General features: G+C 56.0%; 23 protein-coding genes. 8 read left to right on the top strand and 15 right to left on the bottom strand.

What is annotated here, in order from left to right:
- Nucleotides 1–543: 543 nt before the first annotated feature.
- The 3 genes from msrQ to AC5EFR_RS22165 all read right to left on the bottom strand — a co-directional run bounded on the left by msrQ (nt 544) and on the right by AC5EFR_RS22165 (nt 2,601).
- A complete protein-coding gene (gene msrQ, locus AC5EFR_RS22155) occupies nt 544–1,140 on the bottom strand; it encodes a protein-methionine-sulfoxide reductase heme-binding subunit MsrQ (RefSeq protein ID WP_493577875.1) in 597 nt (198 codons plus the stop codon).
- Complete coding sequence (gene msrP / locus AC5EFR_RS22160) at nt 1,140–2,039, bottom strand: protein-methionine-sulfoxide reductase catalytic subunit MsrP (protein ID WP_493577876.1); 900 nt, start codon at nt 2,037–2,039, stop codon at nt 1,140–1,142. The genes msrQ and msrP overlap by 1 nt, the downstream gene beginning before the upstream one ends.
- A gap of 94 nt (nt 2,040–2,133) precedes the next feature.
- On the bottom strand, nt 2,134–2,601 hold the full coding sequence (locus tag AC5EFR_RS22165; protein ID WP_493577877.1) for a winged helix-turn-helix transcriptional regulator: 468 nt from the start codon (nt 2,599–2,601) through the stop codon (nt 2,134–2,136).
- Between the two features lie 58 nt (nt 2,602–2,659).
- Between AC5EFR_RS22165 and AC5EFR_RS22170 the strand changes: the two genes are divergently transcribed.
- Entirely contained in the window at nt 2,660–3,046 is a 387-nt protein-coding gene (locus AC5EFR_RS22170; protein ID WP_299929330.1) for a hypothetical protein, read from the top strand.
- Here AC5EFR_RS22170 and AC5EFR_RS22175 read toward each other — a convergent pair.
- Entirely contained in the window at nt 3,019–4,515 is a 1,497-nt protein-coding gene (locus AC5EFR_RS22175; protein WP_493577878.1) for an FMN-binding glutamate synthase family protein, read from the bottom strand. The genes AC5EFR_RS22170 and AC5EFR_RS22175 overlap by 28 nt on opposite strands.
- Before the next feature lie 116 nt (nt 4,516–4,631).
- Between AC5EFR_RS22175 and AC5EFR_RS22180 the strand changes: the two genes are divergently transcribed.
- From AC5EFR_RS22180 to AC5EFR_RS22190, 3 genes are all read left to right on the top strand, one after another.
- Entirely contained in the window at nt 4,632–5,075 is a 444-nt protein-coding gene (locus AC5EFR_RS22180; RefSeq protein ID WP_493577879.1) for a DUF302 domain-containing protein, read from the top strand.
- 243 nt (nt 5,076–5,318) lie between these two features.
- The gene (locus AC5EFR_RS22185) at nt 5,319–6,731 is read left to right on the top strand and encodes a calcium-binding protein (RefSeq protein ID WP_493577880.1); all 1,413 of its coding nucleotides are present in this window, start codon (nt 5,319–5,321) and stop codon (nt 6,729–6,731) included.
- Between the two features lie 250 nt (nt 6,732–6,981).
- On the top strand, nt 6,982–8,679 hold the full coding sequence (locus AC5EFR_RS22190) for a calcium-binding protein (RefSeq protein WP_493577881.1): 1,698 nt from the start codon (nt 6,982–6,984) through the stop codon (nt 8,677–8,679).
- A 56-nt stretch (nt 8,680–8,735) separates the two neighbouring features.
- Here AC5EFR_RS22190 and clpB read toward each other — a convergent pair whose 3' ends face one another.
- The gene (gene clpB / locus AC5EFR_RS22195; protein WP_493577882.1) at nt 8,736–11,348 is read right to left on the bottom strand and encodes an ATP-dependent chaperone ClpB; all 2,613 of its coding nucleotides are present in this window, start codon (nt 11,346–11,348) and stop codon (nt 8,736–8,738) included.
- A 207-nt stretch (nt 11,349–11,555) separates the two neighbouring features.
- Between clpB and AC5EFR_RS22200 the strand changes: the two genes are divergently transcribed.
- On the top strand, nt 11,556–11,819 hold the full coding sequence (locus tag AC5EFR_RS22200) for a hypothetical protein (RefSeq protein WP_493577883.1): 264 nt from the start codon (nt 11,556–11,558) through the stop codon (nt 11,817–11,819).
- Between the two features lie 66 nt (nt 11,820–11,885).
- Nucleotides 11,886–12,593 (top strand): orotidine-5'-phosphate decarboxylase, encoded by a 708-nt coding sequence (gene pyrF / locus AC5EFR_RS22205; protein WP_493577884.1) that lies wholly within the window; start codon nt 11,886–11,888, stop codon nt 12,591–12,593.
- Between the two features lie 4 nt (nt 12,594–12,597).
- Here the strand turns inward: pyrF and AC5EFR_RS22210 are convergent, their stop codons facing one another.
- The 3 genes from AC5EFR_RS22210 to AC5EFR_RS22220 are packed head-to-tail and all read right to left on the bottom strand — an operon-like array spanning nt 12,598 to nt 14,204.
- Nucleotides 12,598–13,035 carry an NUDIX domain-containing protein gene (locus AC5EFR_RS22210; protein ID WP_493577885.1) on the bottom strand — a complete coding sequence of 146 codons (438 nt, stop codon included), beginning with the start codon at nt 13,033–13,035 and terminating at the stop codon, nt 12,598–12,600.
- Between the two features lie 3 nt (nt 13,036–13,038).
- Nucleotides 13,039–13,314, bottom strand: coding sequence for an NfeD family protein (locus AC5EFR_RS22215; protein WP_493577886.1), 276 nt, complete (start codon nt 13,312–13,314; stop codon nt 13,039–13,041).
- Nucleotides 13,311–14,204, bottom strand: a complete 894-nt coding sequence (locus AC5EFR_RS22220) for an SPFH domain-containing protein (RefSeq protein ID WP_493577887.1) — start codon at nt 14,202–14,204, stop codon at nt 13,311–13,313. Before AC5EFR_RS22220 ends, AC5EFR_RS22215 begins: the two co-directional genes overlap by 4 nt.
- A 112-nt stretch (nt 14,205–14,316) precedes the next feature.
- Between AC5EFR_RS22220 and AC5EFR_RS22225 the strand changes: the two genes are divergently transcribed.
- Complete coding sequence (locus tag AC5EFR_RS22225) at nt 14,317–15,570, top strand: DNA polymerase IV (protein ID WP_493577888.1); 1,254 nt, start codon at nt 14,317–14,319, stop codon at nt 15,568–15,570.
- On the opposite strand, the gene AC5EFR_RS22230 is transcribed toward AC5EFR_RS22225, so the two are convergent.
- Nucleotides 15,567–15,908, bottom strand: coding sequence for a DUF3775 domain-containing protein (locus AC5EFR_RS22230; RefSeq protein ID WP_299929300.1), 342 nt, complete (start codon nt 15,906–15,908; stop codon nt 15,567–15,569). The genes AC5EFR_RS22225 and AC5EFR_RS22230 overlap by 4 nt on opposite strands.
- A 299-nt stretch (nt 15,909–16,207) precedes the next feature.
- Here AC5EFR_RS22230 and AC5EFR_RS22235 point away from each other — a divergent pair, with 299 nt between their 5' ends.
- Nucleotides 16,208–17,371, top strand: coding sequence for a Hint domain-containing protein (locus AC5EFR_RS22235; RefSeq protein WP_493577889.1), 1,164 nt, complete (start codon nt 16,208–16,210; stop codon nt 17,369–17,371).
- Nucleotides 17,372–17,698: 327 nt separating this feature from the next.
- On the opposite strand, the gene AC5EFR_RS22240 is transcribed toward AC5EFR_RS22235, so the two are convergent.
- The 6 genes from AC5EFR_RS22240 to AC5EFR_RS22265 form a co-directional block, all read right to left on the bottom strand.
- A complete protein-coding gene (locus AC5EFR_RS22240; RefSeq protein ID WP_493577890.1) occupies nt 17,699–18,004 on the bottom strand; it encodes a PepSY domain-containing protein in 306 nt (101 codons plus the stop codon).
- Nucleotides 18,005–18,013: 9 nt separating this feature from the next.
- Nucleotides 18,014–18,619: a protein-methionine-sulfoxide reductase heme-binding subunit MsrQ gene (locus AC5EFR_RS22245; RefSeq protein ID WP_493577891.1), complete on the bottom strand. Its 606-nt coding sequence runs from the start codon at nt 18,617–18,619 to the stop codon at nt 18,014–18,016.
- 33 nt (nt 18,620–18,652) lie between these two features.
- On the bottom strand, nt 18,653–19,288 hold the full coding sequence (locus AC5EFR_RS22250) for a dioxygenase family protein (RefSeq protein ID WP_493577892.1): 636 nt from the start codon (nt 19,286–19,288) through the stop codon (nt 18,653–18,655).
- 454 nt (nt 19,289–19,742) lie between these two features.
- Nucleotides 19,743–21,479: a dihydrolipoyl dehydrogenase gene (gene lpdA, locus AC5EFR_RS22255; RefSeq protein ID WP_493577893.1), complete on the bottom strand. Its 1,737-nt coding sequence runs from the start codon at nt 21,477–21,479 to the stop codon at nt 19,743–19,745.
- Between the two features lie 11 nt (nt 21,480–21,490).
- Nucleotides 21,491–22,735 carry a 2-oxo acid dehydrogenase subunit E2 gene (locus AC5EFR_RS22260; RefSeq protein WP_493577894.1) on the bottom strand — a complete coding sequence of 415 codons (1,245 nt, stop codon included), beginning with the start codon at nt 22,733–22,735 and terminating at the stop codon, nt 21,491–21,493.
- Nucleotides 22,736–22,757: 22 nt separating this feature from the next.
- Nucleotides 22,758–24,392, bottom strand: a 1,635-nt coding sequence (locus AC5EFR_RS22265) for a transketolase-like TK C-terminal-containing protein (protein WP_493577895.1), incomplete at its 5' end; no start/stop codon positions are given.

A 24,392-nucleotide genomic window follows, 5' to 3' on the forward strand; every position in this document is an offset into this window, starting at 1 on the left:
CCTCCAATGACGGCATCAGCTTGTCATCTGTAATCTGACTATTGATCGCCGTTGGAAAGGCAGAGGCTGCCTTGGCCAAATGATCAACACAGTATTGGACCTGTGAGCAGTCCAGAGAATTTGCGAACGACGCTGTGGGAAGAATTGCGATGAGAGTGATAATGGCAAAACGCATGACGTTTCTCCTTTGGGAACTTGTTTATGTGTTGGGGGGCCGCACTTGTGACGCGCGAGGTCATTCAGTCAGTTATTTGTTCCGCAACAAATGCGTCCATCTCCGGTACTCCTTGGAGATCGGCCGACGCCTCTTTGAGGTCCGTAACCTGACTGTTTACATATACCGGATATATTTGGTCCGGCTGCGCTTGGTGGGGTGTTGAGTGCTTACAAAACGGCCCTTCGGCACAGGCCTCGGAACCGGCCAGGCCTGCAACCGGTAACATCGTAACAAGAATGATCGATATGAAACGCATGAAAGCTCCTATTGCGGTGACAGGGGCAAGCTGTCGTCGCAATAGGGCCATGCTTTGTGCCAATTACGTCTTAGGCGTGGCGAATGCTTGGGAATTTGACTCGCATTGTTAAGAGTGTCGCGATCACCCCAAGGTAAATCATCGGCTCGATCTGCCACCCTTTGACCAGCATCAGGTAATGCACCCCGCCAAGTAACACCGCGATATAGGTCAGCTTGTGAAGCTTGCGCCATTTCGGCCCAAGGCGGCGGACCGACCAATTGTTGGATGTCACAGCCAAGGGGACAAGAAGCGCAAACCCCAGCATCCCGACCGTTATATAGGGACGCTTGAGAATATCGGCCCAGATTTGCGACAAGAGTTGAACGTCAAGCACCGCCCAAACCAAGAGATGCAGGAAGACGTAAAAGAAGGCTAAAAGACCTAAGGCCCGTCGGAACTTTATCAGGTTGATACCAAAATGACGGCGCAAGGGAGTAATGGCCAAGCCAGCGACCAGCAGTTGCAAGGCCAATTCGCCTAGCTCGTGTTCAAGCGCTTTGATGGGTTCAAACCCCAACCCACCCGTGGCCCCGAGGTAGACAAACCACGGGGCGGGCAGCACGCCGATCAGGTAAACAACCCAAGTTGGCAGCTTGCGGGCATAGGTGTTGATCTGATCTTTCATTAGAAATGCTTGGCCAAATCCATACCATCATAAAGAGACGCGACTTCGTCATAGCCGTTGAACATCAACGTCTCTTTCTTACCGGCAAACAACCCGCCACCAATGGGGCGCTCAGAGGCCTGAGACCAACGCGGGTGATCAACGGTTGGGTTCACATTACTATAGAAGCCATATTCGCGGGCATTGGATTTGTTCCAGCTGGTGGGCGGCTGGGTGTCGGTCAGGGTAATGCGGACCACGGATTTGATTGATTTGAACCCGTATTTCCAAGGAACAACAAGGCGCATCGGCGCGCCGTTTTGATTTGGAAGCGGTTTGCCATAAAGGCCCGTCGCCATAAGGGTCAGCGGGTGCATTGCCTCATCTAGGCGCAGCCCTTCGACGTAGGGCCAATCCAACACAGGATAGCGGGTGCCGGGCATTTCTTCGGGGCGATACACGGTTTCAAACGCCACATATTTGGCGTCGGTCTGAACACCGGCCAAATTCAACAGATCCGCAAGTTCGAACCCGTTCCACGGCACCACCATTGACCACGCTTCGACACAGCGGAACCGATAGATACGCTCTTCGATTGTCATCTTGGCGAGAATGTCACCAAGGGCATAGTCGCCCGGACGCTCGACCAATCCGTCAATCTTGACGGTCCATGGGTCTGTGGTTAGGGCACTGGCGTTGCGGGCCGGATCGTCTTTGCCCGTCCCGAACTCATAATAGTTGCAATAATTGGTGATCTCTTCCCAGGCGTTGGGCTTTAGCGCCTCTTGTGCCTGCGCCTGATGGCCAAGGCCCAGCACAGCTCCGGCCCCAATACCTGCCAATATTTGGCGGCGGTTTAGAAACGCCGCTTCGGGTGTTACATCGGCTTGAGTTAGGGTGTTGGTCCAGCGCTTGGCCATTTGGTTCTCCTTGGTTGGTGCCCCTTAGATAAAGCCCCCAAGGTCACCCGCCAACGCAATTCACCTCACGTTGCCGTGCCGCGACTGTAACACTTTAGCGTGACAGGTCCGCGAGCCGAATGGTTTGCATTGGAACCTCGCGCCCCTCATCGTCGACCAAGGCGACACGCAAAGGGCGGCGCGTCACGGCTTCAACCGGTCCAATGGCGGCACCAGAAATGGGTAGGTTTGTGTTGCCCCACTCAAGCAAGGCCAAGAAAGACATCGCCAGATCGACACCCTTTTTGGACAGATGATATTCCCATCGGGTGCGCCCGCCTTCGGGTTTGTAGGGACGTTTGACGACAATACCTTCGGTGATCAGATCGGCCAAACGAGTCGACAGGACCGATTTGGGAATTCCGATATCGGCGCGAATGTCTTCAAACCGGGCGACGCCGTAAAACAACTGCCGCAGGATAAGCAGCACCCATTTGTCGCCCAGAACCCCAGCCGCCAAGGCAAGGCCGCAACGGTCAGGTGGGAAACGGGGGACAAGTTCGGAATCATCTGAGTTTGACATACGAACTCAGATAGATCATCTTAGGCTAAGTTCAAAATTCAAACTCAGGATTCGCGCCATGTCCGCCCTTGCTCTGCTTTTGACTGCAAAAATACTGCTTTCCCTTCCGCTCATCGCCACCTTTGGCTTTGCCAATAATTCCCGCCTCAACAATCTAACCGGGCAATGGGGCCAAGACCCGCTTATCTACCGGCTTTATGCCGTCGCTTTGGCCGCCCTTGTGGTTGGCTATTTGGCAGCGCTCTTTGTTGCGCTCGATCTGCAAATCCCATGGGGGATGATGTGGGTTGGCTTGGTCTCCAACGCCGGTGCCTTTGTTATGATCATGACGTGGAGCCTTAACCCACGGGTGCGCCGGGCGGCGTGGCCATTTGGTGCCATCGCCGCCGGGCTTGCCCTTGCCTTGCTCTTTCCTGATCAGGCCGCCGCGCCACTACTGGGATGAGAGGGGTAAAGCTCGTTCATTCGGACCGAGCTGCCATCATCGCGCACAATGCGTACATGCCGACGCCGCATCAACCGCGGCTCGGCCACGCCAACGGAATGCGCGATGGTTTCCACCTCATATATAATGGACTTGGCATAGGCGGCGACGCGTTTGTCTTTCTCTTCAACAACCAACCCTTTTTGTAGGCCTCGATCATGGGTGGTGATCCCGGTGGGACAGGTGTTCTGATTGCACTTTAGCGCCTGAATACAGCCAAGCGAGAACATGAACCCGCGCGCCGAGGTGACAAAATCCGCCCCCGCGCAAATCGCCCAAGCCACGTCACCGGGGTTGATCAGCTTGCCACTGGCAACAATGCGGATACGCTCATGCAGGTCATATTGGTCGCGCAAATCTGTCATCCGCACCAAGGCTTCGCGCAATGGTAGCCCCACCAAATCCATCAAGGGCATCGGCGCGGCCCCTGTCCCACCTTCACCACCATCAACCGTGATGAAATCCGGCGCGTGCTCGGCTCCGCGTTCTTTGATCAAATCAAAGAGCTCAACCCAAGGTTCCGCCGAGCCCATACAGGTTTTGAAACCAACGGGTTTGCCGGTCACCTCACGGATATGCGAAATCAGATCAAGCAGGTCGCCAAAATCATCAACCTCTCGGTGACGATTGGGGGAAATGCCCGGCTGACCTTCGGGGATACCGCGAATTTCGGCGATCTCCTTGCTCACCTTGGCAGCCGGTAGGATGCCACCCTTGCCAGGTTTCGCCCCTTGGCTCAGCTTGATCTCAAACATCTTCACTTCTGGATGCGCTGCAACCTCGCGCAGTTTGTCATCGCTCAGGTTGCCCTCGGCATCACGTACCCCAAACTTCGCGGTACCGATTTGATAGACAATATCGCACCCGCCTTTGAGGTGATGAGGCGACATCCCGCCCTCGCCCGTGTTCATCCAAACGCCGGCCTTGGCAGCGCCACGGCTCAGCGCCAAGATCGCAGGTTTGGACAACGCGCCATAGGACATACCGGAAATGTTGAAGATTGACGGCGCCGCATAGGGTTCTCGGCAATGTGGCCCAATCTGCAACGGTTCGGTCGAGGCATATTGATCATCAAGCGGTGGAAACACCGCATTCATAAAGATCGGCGTCCCCGGCACGTTCAAATTGCGCGTCGACCCAAAGGCGATGGTGTTGCTTTTGGCCCCAACGGCGCGCGACACCCAATTGCGTTGCGCCCGGTTAAACGGCATTTCCTCGCGGTCCATGGCAAAGAAATATTGGCGGAAAAACTCTCCCAGCTCGGAAAAGATATGCCGAAACCGTCCGATCACCGGATAATTGCGCCGGATCGCATCCCCGGTTTGCCGCCGGTCTGCAATGAACAGAACAATGATCAACGCCACCGCGACGCCCAAAAAGAAAACAAAGAAAAGCGCCAAGTATTCCAGCGCGGCCATTGCGTAACCCATATGCGACTCCCTGAATGTGTCGGTTTGCCTCAGGGCAAACCCAGCCTTTGACGCTACTGTGCCATTAACCAAGGCAAATGGCAGCCCCGCTGCCGCATTCGTGAAAGGGAGAGAGCATGAAAACGCTTTTGGGCGCACTCGCGCTAAGTTTGATGAGCACAGCGGCACTTGCGGCGGACATGATTACCTATGACACAGACGAGAGCTTTGACGATGTCGTCTTTGGCCTGGAAAGTGCCATTCTTGATGCCGGTCTGGTGATTGATAGCGTGTCTCATACCGGTGACATGCTGGAACGCACCCGAGAAGACGTTGGATCGGACACGGTTTTGTTTCTCAACGCCGATGTCTTTAGCTTTTGCTCGGCCAAAATCTCACGCGAGGTGATGGAGGCCGATCCGATGAACATCGTGTTCTGCCCCTATGACATATTTGTTATGGTGCGCCCCGAAACCCCGGACGTCACCACCATCGGTTTCCGCAGCTTTCCTGATGGAGCTATGAAACAGGTCGAAACCCTTTTGGATGGGATCGCCAAGACCGCCATCGGCCTAGAGTGATTCTATGGCGCAGGCAACAGTTTCGCGCCGAGCGAGCGATTGTCGCGCCACAAGAAACCAATACCGGTATCAAAACTGAAATGTGACCGAATTTGGGCAAAATTCGGTCTTTTTCTTGCGTGCCTGTGGCCACACCAATAGCTTTGTTAACTATTATCAGTTCGCGGTGATCCTTGGGGGGACAGCCGGTTATTTTGGGTGTTGGGGCATCAAAAAACGCATTATTGGAAAAGGGGCACTGCCATGCCGACAACATTTGGAACCAACGGCGACGATAGCCTGACCGGAACAGCAGAACGCGACGTCGTCGCTCTTTTGGACGGAAATGATTATTACATGGGTGCCAATGGTGCCGACCTTATTTTGGGTATGATTGGCAACGATACCTTGCTGGGGGGCAACGGTAGTGATGACATCCAAGGCGGCGAAGGCGCGGACCAACTTGTTGGGGCCTGTGGCCATGACTCGCTATACGGCGAAGCTGGCAACGACCTTTTGGATGGCGGCAATGCTGATGATTTCCTTGTTGGCGGGGCTGGTGACGATACGCTGATGGGCGGCAACAACAATGACGAGCTTTTCGGCGGCGATGCCGAAGACCTGTTGGACGGCGGAAATGACAACGACACGCTGAATGGCGGTGCCAATGATGACACCATCATCGGCGGCAAAGGCGACGACGTCATGACAGGTGAAGATGGGGCCGACCTCTTCATCATCGACGGTTGGAAAACCGGAAATGACCTCATCACAGACTTCGAAATTGGCGTTGATATCATCGACCTGACCACAATCGGCATCTACGACATCTCGCAACTCACCCTCGAAGACCTCGGGGCAAGCACCCGGATCAACCTTGGTTACGGCAACACCCTGGAATTGTCTGGGATTTCACCAGCTGATCTCGACAACAGCAACTTTGTTCTAAGCGCAGCCCCCTCCCCTGTTGAGACTTCGGAAGGGTCTGACACAGTAAACGGCACTGACGGGGCCGATGTTATCGACGCGGGCAATGGCTCGGATCGCATCTGGGGTGGCGATGGCCACGACAATATCAGCGGCGGCTCTGGGCGCGATCAGATTCGCGGTGAAGACGGCAATGACCTGATCTCTGGCGGGTCGGGCCAAGACAAAATCTATGGCGGCCAAGGCAATGACGTTATCACTGGTGATGCCGACAATGACCTTTTGGATGGCGGCACCGGCAATGACTACCTCAATGGCGGCAACAAGAATGACCGTTTGTATGGTGGCGACGGAGCCGATGACATCATGGGTGAAAACGGCAACGACAAGATGTGGGGCGACGCCGGAAACGACCAACTGGACGGCGGTGCCGGCAAGGACACCATGGATGGTGGCTCTGGCAATGACGAGCTGACCGGTGGTTGGGGTCAAGACTTGATGACCGGAGGCACAGGGAATGACGTGTTTGTCTTTGCCATGCGCAGCAACAATGACACCATCACCGATTTCGAAGATGGCAGCGATCAGTTGGACGTAAGTGCCTATGCTTCAGAAGGCATCGACGACTACAGTGATTTGACCGTGACCCAAGTCGGGTCCGATGTGCACGTGCAATTCGCAGGTGACAACAGCGTCACGTTACGAGACACGGACATTGCGACAATCTCGTCCGACGACTTCATTTTTTAATCACCGTCAGAACCAGAAACAATGCGGCTCGCTTCGGCGGGCCGTTTCCTTTTTCGAAATCCGTTAACCAGTTTAGCCACAATCAGCCGTGAATACGGCGCGTGTTGCCAAAAGCTTTCTACAAATTGACCTGAACAGCCCATGAAACCGCCTTTCCCCGGCGTCAAACACACATTTGAAGGGCAGCTTTTGAGTGTCGCGTATTTGAGTGATTGCCCCATTTTACATTCTATCGCTGAGGCAAATCACTATGGCTATTATTACTGAAACTTACGACTCCAACATCAACGCTTATGCCACCGGCAGCTTTTCCATCGGCTTTGATGACGTGTTTCAAGGGACATTTGGCGGTACAGATCACCAAGACGGTATTAACCTTCCGGTTTTAGAAGCGGGCACAACATACACCATCACAATGACTGTTGACGACATTGCCGATTTCCATTCCATGGTCATCATCAACCCTGCCGATTTTCATTCTATCGGCTACCATGTGACAGATGGCATTCCCCACAACGCAGCCGACCAAATGCATTATACTGGTTTCATGGCGGTTGGAAATTTGCAGGTTGAGGGCAACACCATTTCGATGGAGGTCACCCCAACCCACACACGCATGTATTCCTTGGCCGTTCAGGGCATCAACGGGCCAACAGAGTCCTATGAAATCTCAATCGCCGAAACCCCCACAGGCCCGGTGATCACCCCCGAAGCGGATGACATCACAGGCACATCCGGTGCTGACGATTACAACCTGTTGGCCGGTGATGACACGTTGACGTCCGGTGACGGCAACGACACCGCGACCGGCGCAAATGGTAACGACGACATATCAGGTGACGCTGGCGATGACCTGTTGTCTGGCGACGCTGGCGATGACACGTTGAACGGTGGCACCGGCAATGACACCCTGCTGGGTGGCCGTGACGCCGATGTTCTTAACGGCGGCGACAATGACGATGAGCTGCATGGCGGCAACCAAGACGACGTCTTGTCCGGAGATGCCGGAAACGATGTCCTATTGGGCGGCACCGGCAATGATGATCTGGACGGCGGAGCAGGCTCAGATACGATCGAAGGCGGCGCAGGTGATGACACGATGGCCGGTGGTACGGGCGCAGATACATTTGTCGTCATGCCCGGCAATGGCCAAGATGTGATCAGCGACTTTGAAAACGGAACGGATGTGATCGACGTGACCGCCCTTGGCATCACGGACCTGTCGCAAATCACCCTCACCGGGGATGGCGCGAACACGACACTCACCTTTTCGGATGGCAACACCGTATTGTTGGAAGGCGTTGCTTGGACCGACATTGACGCCTCGGATTTTGTCATGGTCGCGGCCCCCATGGTCGGAAGCGGCGGCAACGATGTTATGAATGGCGGCGACACCAATGACACGCTGGATGGCGGAGCAGGCGCTGACAAACTCTATGGCCAAGATGGCGACGATTCCTTGTTGGGCGGCGATGGCAAAGACACGCTGGAAGGCGGGATTGGCAACGATACGCTAGATGGTGGTGGCAAGAACGACCGCCTTGACGGTGGCGCGGGCAACGATGTCCTCTTTGGCGGCAACAACAATGACGTTCTCGACGGCGGCATGGGCGACGATGCCTTGTCTGGTGATCAGGGCAACGACAAACTGAACGGTGGTGCCGGGGCCGATACGCTCGAAGGCGGGCGCGGCCGCGATCAACTGACCGGTGGGGCCGATGCAGATACGTTTGTGTTTGCTAGCAACGGCAATGACGACACCATCATGGACTTTGAGGATGGGCTGGACATGATCGACGTCAGCGCCATTGGCTCGATCTCGGGCTTTGGTGACCTGTCTGTCACTCAGGTCGGCGGTAACGTTTTGATCAATCTGGATGGCGGCAACGACCTGACCTTGATCGGCGTGAACGCGGCCGACATCGACGCGACCGACTTTATCTTCTGATCCAAAAAGACCATGCAAAAGGCCCGCCGATTTGGCGGGCCTTTCTCGTTTCAAGCTTAGTGAACGACGGCATCATCCGGTTTCGGCCGGTTTGAAGCACCAACCCGATCCCCGATCAACAACCCATCGGCTCCGGCACTGACAACAATGGCATCGCCATCGGCAATATCCCCGGCCAAAAGCATTTCCGCCAGCGAGTTTTGCAAGGAGCGCTGGATCACCCGTTTGAGCGGACGCGCCCCAAACACCGGGTCATAGCCTTCGTCAGCCAGCCATGTTTTGGCATCATCATCAAGCTGCAGCGATATCTTGCGCGCCGCCAGACGTTTCAGCAAACGACCCAGTTGAATGTCGACAATGCCATCCATGTCCTCTCGCTTGAGGCGGTCAAAGATGATCGTTTCATCAAGCCGGTTAAGGAATTCCGGCCGGAAATGCGCCCGGACGGCATCCATAACATCGCGTTTGGCCTGTGCGGCATCCGATCCTTCGGGCAACTGGCTAAGCGCCTGCGACCCAAGGTTCGACGTCAACACAATCAACGTCTGTTTAAAGTCCACGGTCCGGCCCTGTCCGTCGGTCAATTGACCGTCATCGAGAACCTGCAACAGCACGTTGAACACATCCGGGTGCGCCTTTTCGACCTCATCAAACAAGACAACCTGATAGGGGCGACGACGAACCGCTTCGGTCAAAACACCGCCTTCGTCATAACCAACATAGCCCGGAGGGGCCCCGATCAGACGGGCAACCGAATGCTTCTCCATGAACTCAGACATATCAATGCGCACCATGGCGTTGTCATCGTCAAAGAGAAAATCGGCAACCGCCTTGGTCAGCTCGGTTTTCCCGACGCCGGTTGGCCCGAGGAACAGGAACGAGCCAAGCGGCCGGTTTTCGTCGTTCAGACCGGCCCGCGCCCGACGCACCGCATTGGACACCGCGGTGACCGCTTGCTCCTGACCGATGACGCGCTTGTGCAAATCATCTTCCATCCGCAGCAATTTTTCACGGTCACCTTCCAACATTTTCGACGTCGGAATACCGGTCCAGCGTTCAACAACGGCGGCGATATGCTCGGGGCGCACCGCTTCTTCGACCATCACGTCATCGCTTTCTTCGGCCTCAACCAGCTGCTTTTCCAGCCCCGGAATGATGCCATAAGACAGCTCACCCGCCTTGGCGAGATTGCCCTCACGCTTGGCGTGCTCAAGCTCGGCGCGGGCCCGGTCCAACTGTTCCTTGATGTCGCGTGCCGAAGCCAGTTTGTCACGCTCAGCCTGCCATTTGGCCGTCATCTGGGCCGACTCTTCCTGAAGGTCCCCCAAATCCTTTTCCAGCTTGGCAAGCCGATCCTTGGACGCCTGATCATCCTCAAGGCGCAAGGCTTCAACCTCAATCTGCTTTTGCAGAATATCGCGGTCAAGCGCATCCAATTCCTCGGGCTTGCTGTCCACTTCCATGCGCAACCGGCTGGCGGCTTCGTCCATCAGGTCGATGGCTTTATCCGGCAAAAAACGGTCGGTTATATAGCGGTGGCTTAGCGTCGAGGCCGCAACCAAAGAGCTATCCGAAATCCGCACACCATGGTGCAGCTCATACTTTTCCTTGATGCCACGCAGGATCGAAATCGTGTCTTCGACGGTTGGCTCCTCAACCAATACCGGTTGGAAACGCCGGGCCAGGGCCGCGTCTTTTTCAACATGCTTGCGATATTCATCTAGCGTGGTGGCACCAACACAGTGCAGCTCCCCCCGCGCCAGCGCCGGTTTCAAAAGGTTGGACGCATCCATAGCCCCATCGGCCTTGCCCGCGCCAACAAGCGTGTGCATTTCGTCGATGAACAGAATGATTTCACCGGCGGCTTCGGTCACCTCGGTTAGGATCGCCTTAAGGCGTTCCTCGAATTCACCACGGTATTTCGCACCGGCAATAAGCGCACCCATATCCAGCGCCAACAACTTCTTGTTGCGCAGGGATTCAGGCACGTCACCATTGATGATCCGCAGGGCCAAACCCTCGGCAATCGCGGTTTTACCAACGCCAGGTTCACCAATCATGACCGGATTGTTTTTGGTCCGACGCGACAGAACCTGCATGGCGCGGCGAATTTCTTCGTCACGGCCAATGATCGGGTCGATCTTGCCTTCGCGCGCTGCCTCGGTCAGGTCATGCGCGTATTTCTTGAGCGCGTCATACCCTTCTTCCGCCGTGGCGGTGTCGGCTGTGCGGCCTTTGCGAATATCATTGATGGCTTCGTTTAGCTTTTGCGCCGAGACGTCGCCCGCTTCCAGCGCTTCTTTTGCCGGGGTTTTCACCAGCGCCAGCGCCATCAAGAGCCGTTCAACCGGAACAAAACTGTCGCCGGCTTTCGTGGCGATTTTCTCAGCTTCATCAAGCACTTTGCCGGTGCCGCTATCAAGATAGACCTGTCCAGCATCCCCAGATACTTTGGGGATCTTAGCCATTTTGGTGTCAATAACCTGCACCACGCGATCCGGTTGCCCACCGGCGCTTTTGATCAGATTGCTGGCCAGACCTTGATCGTCATCCATCAATGCTTTGAGCAAATGTTCGGGGGCCAGTTTCTGATGGCTTTCCCGCATTGCGATTGTCTGAGCGGCTTGAATAAAACCGCGCGACCGCTCCGTGAACTTGTCTAGGTTCATGGTTCTCTCCTTTGTCCAAGCGCCCTTGGAAATGACCGCGCCCGCTTGGCAGCACACGATCCGGTAAGGGCCTCGGATCAAAGATGGCGATTTGCTGGCTCTCCTTCAAGGGGTAAGCGTTGCAAAAATACCATTAGAGTTTTAAGCACAGCTGCACCAAATTTTAAAGCCTTTGCGCGCAAATCGTCCTGCGTGGAGGCACTTAAAATGATGATTACAGATGTTGAGTTTAGCGGATTTCGCAGTGACACGGCGGACGGAGCGACCCATGGGTCAATTTCCCTAATCGCGGGCGACACGCGGATAAATGTACCGCTAACCCTGCCCCGCCGAGTCGAGATTGGCAAAAGCCAACACCGATTGTTGCTCTTGGCCGAGGCGCTGCGCCAAACCCGTCATATGCCGGAATACCGCGCCAAAGGGGCTTTGCGTCTTGCACCAAACCTTTTGCCGTCTGGCATCCGCGCCTGACGTCTTGACGAATGGGGTTGCGCCCCTCAAAAGGGGGCCGTTTGCTTAGCGAAAGGTCCTGCTCCCATGTCTCTTCCTGCCAATGATGATCGCCTGATTGTCGCCCTTGATGTCCCCAATGTCCTTGCGGGCATTGATCTGGTGCAAAAGTTGGGGGACAGCGTCTCCTTTTATAAGATCGGGCTTGGAATGCTTACGGGCGGTGGTTTGGCGCTCGCGAATGAGCTTAAGGCAGAGCATGGCAAAAAGATCTTCTTGGATATGAAGTTCTTTGACATCGGGGCCACGGTTGAGGCCGCCGTGCGCGGTATCGCCCAGTTCGATCTCGATTTTCTAACTGTCCATGGCGACCCGCATGTTGTGCGCGCCGCCAAAGAAGGCGCGGCCGGTACCGATTTGAAAATCTTGGCTGTTACCATCCTGACCTCTCTTGACCGCGACGATCTGGATGCCTCTTTGATCCAATCCGGCGACATTCCCGATCTTGTTGCAACGCGCGCTGGACGGGCTTTTGATGCCGGGGCTGATGGGGTGATCTCGTCTCCAAATGAGGCGGCGATGATCCGCGCCCTTCCCGAAGCCGCGGGCAAATTGATCGTCACCCCTGGAGTACGCCCGGCCGGGGCCGACCTTGGCGATCAAAAGCGTATCGCGACGCCCGCTGCTGCTATTGCAAATGGTGCCGACCACATTGTCGTTGGTCGCCCTATTCACCAAGCTGACGACCCGCGCGCAGCCGCTCGGTCGATCGTTGCTGAACTAAATCAGAGCTGATTTTTCAGTTGGAAGGACCCAAAGGTGCGCCGTCTCTCAAATAAGCGCTCAAAATCTCTGCGAAATGCGGGATGGCTTTGGGATGGATGACAAACTCATCGGGTGGCATCGCTTGCCACCCGGACCCTTCACCACCAAAAACCACCTTTTTCAACGACACTTCGGGCAGATGGGCAGCAAAAAACCAACTGATTTGGTCGCCGTGTTCACGAATATGAACCAAGGTTAGATCGGCAACCTTCAGCTTAAGGCCGATCTCTTCTTGGGCTTCCCTGATCGCACAGGCTTCTGGGCTTTCATTCCCTTCGCGGCCACCGCCCGGAAAATCGAGACAACCTGGAAAAACTATACCCGGCGTTTCATCCCGCCAGAGCGCAATCAAATGTGGCCCGGTGAAAACCATCACCTTGGCCCCCGCAAATCTGTCTCGCAATCGCTCCATGCCTTAGTTGTCGTTGATGTCAGTGTCCCAAATCTTGACCTGACCTTTGCGTTCGCCGGCGAGCTTGCGCATGACAAGCCAGGCGACAAGCGAACACACCGCAAAGATCAAAAGGGCAACGGGAAGCGACGCCACCAACCCGCCACCGATGGCTAGGATCAACGCGACGGCAATCGCCCCGACACCAAACCCGAGGAACACAAAACCCGGCGCAAACACCTCAATGATCAACAAAACAATGCCCGCTCCGGCCCAAATCCACCATTCTTGCCACATCATTTACGTCCTTTCAGCATCTGAAACGCGTCGCCAAAGGCATCAAGCGCATTTGAGGGCAAGAGCACGGTCTGCTTGCCTTCGCCTTCCCCGACTTTGATCAAGGCTTCGACCTGTTTTAACGCCACCTGATACTGCGCCGCTTCGATGCCGTTTTCCTTGATTGCTTTGGCCACCACTTCGGTTGCATAGGCTTCGGCATCGGCAGACACCCGGCGGGCTTTGGCGGCTTGCTCTGCTGCATAAAGCTCGGCGTCGGCTTGCAACTCCACCGCCCGGCGTTCGCCCTCGGCCTCGGTCACTTGGGCCCGGCGCGCGCGCTCGGCGTTGAGCTGTTGCAACATCGCGTCGCGCGTTGCCTGATCAAGGTTCACATCAAGAATCTCAGCACGCGTCACCTCGATCCCCCAATCATCCACCGCATCTTCGACGCTGGCTTTGATTTGAGAAATCAACTGAGAGCGGTTCGATTGAACCTCGTCCAGCTCCATCTTACCAATCTGGGCCCGCACAATCCCGGCAACGGTTGTGGCGATGGCCCCATCCACGTCGCGAATACGGTACACCGTCTTTTCCGGTTCGAGAATGCGATAAAACACAGAGGTTTCGACCTGAACCAAGACGTTATCCGTCGTGATCGCGTCCTGTTTCGCATTCGGCAATTGACGTTCAAGGATCGAAATTTTGTGCCGGACACGGTCTAGAAAGGGGATGATAAAATTGATCCCCGGCCCAAGAACCGACCGCAGACGGCCAAAGCGTTCCACCACATGCTTTTCCGACTGTGGGACAATCCGCACCCCCAGAAGAACCAGAACAATGACAAAAACAGCCAACAACAAAATGACAGAGTTGCTGCTGGTAAACTCAGCGAGGATGGTTTCGATATCCATAAAATTTCTCCTGAAAAGACGTGTCACCAAGATGGGGGTTTTTGTGGAAATTGAAAGCCCTGATAACCTGACCCTGATTGCTGCGGAGCCGTGCAACAGGTAGAATAGACACATGCCCTCATTGTGCCGAGATTGTCTAACACCGTTTGAAAACGGAGCGCGCTGCCCATCTTGTCGGCGGCCGCGGATCGTTGCGCATCCCGAATTATGGGAGCTGTCGATTGCCCATATGGATTGTGACGCCTTTTACGCCAGCGTTGAAAAACGCGACAACCCTGAATTGGCGGACAAGCCTGTAATCGTTGGCGGCGGGCGGCGCGGCGTGGTTTCTACGGCGTGCTACATCGCCCGAATGCGCGGTGTTCGTTCGGCCATGCCAATGTTTCAGGCCTTGAAAAAGTGCCCAGACGCCGTTGTCGTCAAACCCCGCATGGAAGTCTATGTCGAAACCTCCAAGGCTATCCGCGCGATAATGGAGGAGATGACCCCGTCAATTGAACCCCTGTCATTGGACGAGGCGTTTATGGACCTGACTGGCACGGCACGTTTGCATGGGGTTCCACCGGCGATCATGCTAGCCCGGTTGGTCAAACGCATGAAAGAAGAGCTTGGCGTTACCGGCTCGATCGGGTTGTCACACAACAAATTTCTGGCGAAAATCGCTTCGGACCTTGATAAACCCAACGGGTTTTCGGTGATTGGCGCGGCTGAAACCGAAAGTTTTCTGCGCCCTAAGCCCATACGGCTCATCTGGGGTGTCGGCGCGGTCACTCAAGACGCGTTGGAGCGGTCTGGCATTCGCACGTTTGAGGATTTGCTACGCTGGGAGCGCGAAGACCTGTCGCAACGGTTTGGGTCGATGGGCGAGCGGCTTTGGCATCTGGCGCGTGGTCGCGATCATCGCAGCGTCAAACGCAATGCTCCGATCAAGTCGATCTCAAACGAAACCACGTTTTTCGAAGACACCGGTCATCTCGACATTCTAGACGGACACCTTTGGCGCTTGTGCGAAAAGGTGTCCGATAGGGCCAAGGCGCGCGGCCTTGCGGGGCGTGTTGTGACGCTCAAGCTCAAAGACTCGAAATTCAAATTGATCACCCGGCGTGTCACGCTCCCCGATTCCACCCAAATTGCCGACCGAATTTACCGCACGGCACGGGCCTTGTTTGATCAGGTGCCCGGTGATGGCCCCTATCGTCTCATTGGGGCGGGACTGTCCGATTTGGTACCCGAAACCGACGCCGACCGGGCCGGGGATTTGCTTGACCCAAACGCCGGAACCCGTGCCAAAGCCGAACGGGCCACCGATGAAATCAGGGCCCGCTTTGGGGACAACGCTATCGTTAAGGGCCGGTCGCTGCGTTAGGAACCGCGCGACAAAAGCTGGTCTTCTTCATCAATCGCGTCAAAACCGAGCGCTTCTAACCCGCCTTCGAGATTGTCGACCAAATGTGGGGTCCCGATTAGGTAATCGGCGGTCGGCGTCGACGCTTCGGCAAGCGCCGTGTCAAAGGCCTCTTGCAACTCCTCGGCCTCAAACGCCCCGCGTCCGATCCACATCACGGCGACAAGCGCGGCTTGTTCTTCTTCATCCATACGGTCGATAAAAGCACGTAACTCCCCTTCGGCACGGGCCAGTTCACGGGCCATCACGATGACGGCGGCCACTTTGCGGACGCCAAGTTTTCCACCAATACTTCCCATGTCGCGTCTCCTGAAAGGTTTATGACTGTTCTGCTCAGGGATTTTGCGACGGGTCGCAAACCCGCGCCTTGATCTTGCGCAAGTTGGTTCGCGGGCATTGCTTGGCTAACTGAGCAGGTCAGCTTCAGTTCCCCCAAGTTTTCAGGACCTTGATCCGTTTGTCTAAGACTGAAGAGATGGCTCTTGGTTCGGCTCGTATTTATAAAAAGAATACGAGTTTGCGTTCGAATTTTCAGTTGGCAGTCTTGAGCCAATCTTAACCGCATCGCCGGATACTGCGCCAATAAATGAGGATAAGTATGGGCGCGAACAACACTCCACTGTTTGACTTGATCGAACTGTCGTCATTGAATTCGTACACGACGTTCACAACCGCGCCCGGCGGCGGTGACGATATCATTGGCCTTGTCGACAACGCCACGTACACGGACGGGGATTCGTCGAACACCGCTACGAAAATCGCTGAACTAAACGAGACCTTCTCTGCCAACGGTGGCACGATCACCATTGATGGGACAGAGTATAACATTCAGCTTGTCGTCCCGAATGGGTTCGGAGACGATGTGACGATCACCTACAACGGTGGCGGATCTTCGGTCGACCTGTCGGGCGATGGGTTGGCCTCAGAGATCACGTTCATCATTGCTTCACCTGTTGGTGGCGGGTCCGATCGGTACTTTGCGGCAACTGACGATGCTGTTGGCGATCTGCCCAACATCACGTCGATCCAGATCCGCGATCTTGACTGGACCCCGTCGGGCGACGACGTTTTGATTGATCTGGATCAGAACAATGTCGTTACAGTCTGCTTTGTTAAGGGCACATTGATAGAGACAGAGATGGGGCCGCGTGCGATTGAGGCGCTTGCAACTGGCGACCGGGTCCAGACCCTTGATCATGGCCTGCGTCCGGTACGATGGTGCTGGTCGAGAACGTTCAGGCTTTCCGCCGATAGCCGGGACAAGCAACGTCCAGTACGCATTCAGCCTGATGCTTTGGCACCGGGTATTCCGCAACGCGAGTTACGTGTTTCGCCACAGCATCGAATGCTGGTGTCATCAAAGATCGTCGACCGCTTGTTCGGGGTGGACCAAGTTTTGATCCCTGCAATCAAGCTCGTCGGCCAGCCCGGCATCACCCGCGACACCAAGGTCAAGGCCGTCACGTATTGTCACCTCTATTTGGGCAGACATGAAGTGATCTTCGCCGAAGGGGCCCCAGCCGAGAGCCTTTTACCGGAAAAAGAAGCGTTGCGTGCCCTATCGCGTGGTGCCTGCGCAGAATTGAAGGCAATTGACGAAACAAATGTCCTCCCGGCCCACCCAATCGTCGAGCGCGGTCCACTGTTGCGTGAACTCCTACGGCGACACATTAAGAACTCTAAGCCGCTCTGTGCGAAGGAAATCGCCGTCCGGATGCCTCCGATGAGGCACCCGAACGAATTGGCATTTGGCGTAAGATGATCGCCCACATGCTGAACTTTGCAATTGGCAAACTAGCCACCGAATTTTTGCGGATTCTCGCTAAAGCAACCGCTGCTCCGGCCGCAGCGAACGTCATCTAGGTCCGCTTTGCCGCGCGTCAAAAAAGTGGTCCCAAGCTATGATCGTGAGAACAGATAGAGGCAGATGTCCTCACCAAAATAGCAGTCTGCCCTAAGGACGACGCGACCCGTCGGTCGTTGTTTCGCCCACACTTAGGATGACAACGATAAGCCTAGACACGCTCAAAAGCGAAGCCTCGCGCCGTTCCAAAACAAACTTGTTATGAATCGGCTGGCCCAGACTTTGTCACTTATCATCAGCCCGAAACAAGATGGTGCCACGTTGCGCGATCAGCTTTACGTCGCCAGTCACGGGATGAAAGTAGCCCTCAACGCGACGCCCCTCTGGGTCTGTGCCGTAGACTTCCCAGCAGCCGCCGTCGACTTTCATCCGTCGCACTGTCCAGCCCTCGCCTTTGAGCTTTTCGGTTAGCTCTTCTGAACTGAGCCAGTCTGATTGCGTCGTTGCTTCGCAGCTATACAATCCCGTTGCGCTCGCGCTTGTGCCAAACAAAAGCGCGACAGTCATTGCAGTCCAAAGAGTTCTTTTCATGGTTGGTCCTCATACTGGTTGGTGAGAGCGGCGCACCTTGCGCCAAATGCGATAGGATTCAAGCAGCGCTAGCGGCACAAAATGAACAAGGGCCGGGCCCAGATTGTTGTGCACAAAGATCCAATGCAGCAGGGTCGCCACAGCCGCCACATAGACCGCGCGTTGAAGCGTCTTCCAGGCCGGCCCCATACGGCGCACAAATCCGTCGGTCGAGGTGATGGCCAGCGGCACAAAAATCACCAGAGCCAGCCAACCGGTCCAGATGCCCAAGGCCGTGAACTCCGCCAGCATCGCGCGCAAGCTGCCCATGTCGACGATGTAGAGCAGCGTGTGGAATGCGGCATAAAAGAACGCAGCGACACCAAAATAGCGGCGGCGTTTCATCATCCAGCGCAAAAAGCCCGAGCTGGGAAACAGCATCCGCAGCGGCGTGAGCATCATCGCGATGATCAGGAAACGGGCCGAGAATTCGCCGGTGGGGTGGAGCAAGAACTCGGTTGCAGGCATCCCTTCGGGCCCCGCGGCACCGGACAGCAACGCCATAATCATGGGTGCCGTAGGTAGGGCCATAAGGAGCCAGAGAAAGTAGGGATGATCGACTGTTTTCTTCAGCATATGCACCCCTCCCAAATCCAAGTCTTATGTGGCTTAAACACTGCGCAGCGTGACATCGACGCTGGCCTCGACTTGGCCGTTCGCCTCGACGAAAACCATCGAGACGGCGGCGGCGTCACTTGCCGACAAGCGTCGGAAAATTCGGTCGCGGTCGTTTGCTGGATGCCCGTCGATATAGAATTGGCTGGTCAAAAGCTCGGTTGTCCCGTCGAAAAGCTTCACATGAATGTGCGGGGTCCGGCCCGGATAAGTCACGGGTTTGATGGTCCGAAACTCGTAGCTGCCGTCTGGTCCTGTGATGTCATGCCCGAACCCTTGGAAGCCGGCATCAAAGGCGATGTCCTGGCGGTCACCGGAATGCAGGTATTTGCCGTTCATGTCGCATTGCCAAATCTCAATGCGCTTTCCCTCAAGTGGGGCCCCGTCGGCATCCAATACGCGCCCTTTGAGACGAAACACTTCGCCCCCAGCTTCTTGGACTTTGCCGATAATCTTAACCAGATCGTTGTCCACATCGGCTCGCCGCATCGACTCTGTGGGGTAAAAAGGCCCCTCGGTCGCAGAGGGGGTCAGGCTCGCGGCGACGGCAGGCCGACCAGTTGCAGACAGGCCAAGGGCTGCTAGGGTCCAGGCGAGAATACCACGGCGGTTGGGGTTTGGATTGGTCATTTCGGCTCACTTTCATACTGCGTCGCAATGCCTTTAACGGGTTGGGTCCAAAGTTCCGTCGCGACCTCACGAAACCGTGATCTCCACACCAGACGTCACACCATAATCCATATGCTTCGCCTGTGTGCCAATGACGAATTGATGATCGAGGCCTGACATTCCGAACCACAACAATTGGGTTTTCAGCCGCAATGGCACAGCAAGAGAGGGTCGGGCCTCCCTGCTGTACGAATGTCTCTCACCGTTGGGCGCGGTTTGCTTCCGTCGACAAGCGCAAAACGCGGACGTTCTAATCGCACATCCGAACGGCGGGTTGGCCGCAAAGCGGGCCACCGCGACTAGGAATTAAGATAGTGAAATATGTGTCGTGCCAAGACACAGCCGCGTCTTAGCCCATGCTGACCAAGCAAAAAGGGCGGGGATTAACCCGCCCTATTCGCCGGCTTCTTAGCCTTTATTTCTTGCGCTTCTTCGGCGGCATCAGGTCGGTGATGGTGCCTTCGAACATTTCGGCGGCAAAGTTCACCGTTTCCGAAAGGGTTGGGTGCGGATGGATGGTGTGACCAAGGTCAACCGCATCCGCGCCCATTTCAATCGCCAGCGCCGTTTCCGAGATCAGATCACCGGCATTGGTGCCCACGATGCAGGCCCCGATGATGCGATCATCGCTTGGATCAAACAGCAGCTTGGTCATGCCTTCGCTACGGCCATTGGACAGGGATTTGCCCGACGCGGCCCATGGGAACACGCCTTTTTCGTAAGCAATCCCCTTGGCCTTGGCCTCGGTCTCTGTGACACCACACCACGCGACCTCAGGGTCGGTATAGGCGACCGATGGGATCAGTTTGGCATCAAAATGACGCTTGTGACCGGCACAGACTTCGGCAGCAACTTTGCCTTCGTGAACCGCTTTGTGCGCCAGCATCGGCTGACCGACCACATCCCCAATCGCAAAGATATGCGGCTGGCCGGTGCGCTGTTGGCTATCGACGGCGATAAAGCCGCGATCGTCCACCGCCACACCCGCCTGATCGGCAGCGATCAGTTTGCCATTGGGCTTGCGGCCCACGGCAACCAGAACCTTGTCAAAGGTGTCGGAAAACTGCTCGCCTTTGTCATCCTCAAAGGTGACCTTCATACCAGCGTCGAGCGCCTCAACGGCGACAACTTTGGTCTTGAGGAAGATGTTTTCATAGCGGCCTTTGATGCGCGTCATCAGCGGTTTGACAATGTCTTTGTCCGCGCCGGGAATGATCTGATCCATCAGCTCAACCACGGTGATTTTCGCGCCCAAAGCATCGTACACACAGGCCATTTCTAGGCCAATGATACCACCACCCAAAACAAGCATCCGCTCTGGAACGTCCTTGAGTTCCAAGGCGCCGGTGCTGTCGATCACCCGGTCGTCTTCGGGGATAAACGGCAAGGCGACGGGTTCGGAACCGGCCGCAATGATACATTGATCAAAGGATACGGTTGTTGTGCCATTGGCCCCCGTGACCGAAATCATGTTCGGGCCGGTGAACGTCCCGAAGCCACGCACGGTCTGAACCTTGCGGCCTTTGGCCAACCCGTCCAACCCGCCGGTCAACTTGCCAACAACGCTGTCTTTGAACGCGCGTAGCTCGTCCAAGTTCACCTCAGGTTTACCAAAACTCACGCCGTGCGACGACATTTCTTCGGCCTCGGTGATCACCTTGGCCACATGCAACAACGCCTTGGAGGGGATGCAGCCCACGTTGAGACAGACGCCGCCAAGACGGTCATCCTTCTCGATCAGCACAACCTTTTTACCAAGGTCCGCCGCACGGAACGCCGCCGTGTAACCGCCTGGGCCAGAGCCGAGAACGACAACCTCGGCATGCACATCACCGGCACCGGTAGCTGTGCCTGTCGCGGCAACGCTTGTGGGTGCGGCGGCTGGGGCTGGCACGGCGTCGGCTTTGGGGGCTTCGGCAGCACCTGCGCCTTCAAGAACCAAGATCAAAGACCCTTCGGAGACATTGTCCCCTTCGGCAACCTTGATCTCCTTGACCACACCCGCGGCGGGGGATGGCACTTCCATTGTGGCTTTGTCGGATTCCAGCTCGATCAGCGGGTCTTCCTCGGCGACGGTGTCACCCACCGAAACCAAGATCGCCACCACGGGAACCGCATCGAAATCACCAATATCGGGTACTGTAACGTCCATGGTCATTCCCCTTACCACATCAACTTGCGCATATCGCCAAGCAGCGTCTTGAGCGTCACGCAGAAGCGCGCGGCCAAGGCACCATCGACGGCACGGTGGTCATAAGACAGCGAAAGTGGCTGCATCAGGCGTGGGATGAACTCTTCGCCATTCCAAACCGGTGCCATTTTGGAGCGGGTCAGACCAAGGATTGCGACCTCGGGTGCGTTCACAATTGGGGTGAAGGAGGTGCCGCCAATGCCGCCCAACGATGAGATCGTGAAGGTCGCGCCCTGCATGTCCTTGGACTTGAGGTTGCCCTCACGCGCCGCTTTGGACAGGCTCATCAGCTCTTGTGAAATCTCAACAAGACCTTTGCGATCCGCATCTTTGATCACCGGAACCATCAAACCGTTTGGCGTGTCCGCCGCAAATCCGATGTTGTAGAAATCCTTTTTGATCAGCTTGTCACCATCCGGGTGGATCGAACTGTTGAATTCCCAATGTTCCTTGAGCGCCGAGACCGAGGCCTTAACCACAAAGGACAGCAGGGTCACGCGATAGCCGTTCTCTTTGGCGTGCGTGTCCATTTCCTTGCGGTATTTATCAAGGTCGGTGATGTCCGCTTCGTCATTATGGGTGACATGCGGAATGTTGAGCCAGCTGCGGTGCAGAGCCGGGCCAGAGATCTTTTTGATCCGCGGCATTTCCACATCTTCGGTTGGACCGAATTTGGAGAAATCGACAACCGGGATTGGTGGGATGCCCATTCCGCCTTGCGCAGCGGCGGAGGCCACTGGCGACACGCTGGATTTCAACGCTTTTTCGATGTCTTCGCGCAGGATACGACCCTTGCGGCCCGATCCGTTGACCTTGTTAAGGTCAACCTCAACCCGGCGGGCAAAGGCCCGAACCGATGGTGACGCATGCACCTTGGAGAACCCCGCATCCGTCACCGGCGCAGCGGCAACCGGGGCGGGCGCGGAAGCAGCCGGTGCGGCAGGAGCAGCCTTGGGGGCCTCCGCAGGGGCCGCAGCGGCACCCGACCCTTCAAGGATCAACACCAAAGCGCCTTCGCCAACCTCGTCACCTTCGGCAACCTTGATCTCTTTGACAACACCGGCGGCAGGCGATGGCACTTCCATAGTTGCCTTGTCGGATTCGAGTTCAATAATCGGGTCTTCTTCGGCGATGGTATCACCGACGCTGACCAATACGGCCACAACGGGAACCGCGTCGAAATCACCGATATCGGGAACTTTTACTTCAATAGTCATAGTTTATTCCTCCTATCCGCAATCACACAAGACGCGGGTTCGGCTTTGCGCCGTCAATGTCGTATTTTGCCAAAGCTGCTTTCAGGTCTTTCTCGCTCACCACGCCATCGCGGAAGAGATCGACCATAGCCGCCGCTGCGATGTGGTTTGCATCCACCTCAAAGAACCGGCGCAGGTTCACGCGGCTGTCTGAGCGGCCAAAACCGTCGGTGCCCAAAACCGTGTAGCGACCCGGCACACAGGAACGGATTTGCTCGGCGTAGTTCTTCATATAGTCGGTGGCGGCGATGATCGGCCCTTTGGCATTGGCGAACTGCTGCGCCACAAAGGACGTTTTCGGCTCTGCCAGCGGGTTCAGACGGTTGTGGCGGGCCACATCTTGGCAATCACGCGCCAATTCGTTCAGCGAGGTCGCCGACCAAATATCCGAGGTCACGCCAAAGTCTTCCTTGAGCATCTCGGCCGCTTTGATCGCCTGAACAAGGATCGTGCCCGAGCCCATCAGGTTCACATGCTTTTTCGCCGGTTTGGCGGTTTTGGACATGCGATAAAGGCCTTTGATGATGCCCTCTTCGGCCCCCATCGGCATTTCAGGATGGCTGTAGTTCTCGTTCATCAGGGTCAGATAGAAAAACACGTCTTCTTGATCCTGATACATCCGTTTCATGCCATGCTGAACGATCACCGCAACCTCATAGCTAAAGGTTGGGTCATAGCTGATGCAGTTTGGAACGGTGCCCGCAAGGATGTGGGAATGCCCATCTTCGTGCTGCAAGCCTTCGCCGTTCAATGTTGTCCGACCAGCGGTCCCACCAAGCATAAAGCCACGCGCGCGGCTATCGCCCGCCGCCCAAGCCAGATCGCCGATCCGTTGGAAGCCGAACATCGAATAGTAGATGAAGAACGGGATCATCGGCACGCCGTGGTTGGAATAGGACGTCGCCGCCGCAATCCAATCGGCCATAGCCCCGGCTTCGTTGATGCCTTCCTGAAGAACCTGACCAGTTTCAGATTCCTTGTAGAACATCATCTGGTCACGGTCTTCGGGGGTGTATTGCTGCCCCTTGGGGTTATAAATCCCGACCGAGCGGAACAACCCTTCCATGCCAAAGGTACGGCTTTCGTCAGGCACAATCGGCACGATGTTTTTGCCGACTTTCTTGTCACGCAACAGCGTCGTCAAGATACGCACAAAGGCCATGGTGGTCGAAATTTCGCGATCACCTGTGCTTTCCAACTGGGCTTTGAACTTATCCAACTCAGGGATTTCAAGCGCAGGTGCGCCGGTAAAGCGTTTGGGGAATTCCCCGCCCAAATCCTTGCGACGATCTGCAAGATAGGCCTTTTGCGCGTTGTTCAACGTGACAAACGGCACTTTGCCTTTCAAATCTTCGTCGCTGACCGGAATGTTGAAACGGTCGCGCATGGCCTTAAGCTGATCTTCGGCCATTTTCTTTTGCTGGTGGGTGCTGTTCTGCCCCTCACCGGCGGTGCCCATGCCGTAACCTTTGACGGTTTTGGCAAGGATGACGGTCGGCTGATCCTTGGCTTCGCTCGCGCGTTTGAAGGCATTGTAAACCTTCTTCGGCTCGTGACCGCCACGGCGCAGCGCCCAGATTTGATCATCGGTCCAGTCTTTGACCAGCTCGGCAGTTTC

This window comes from Pelagimonas sp. (assembly GCF_058892305.1).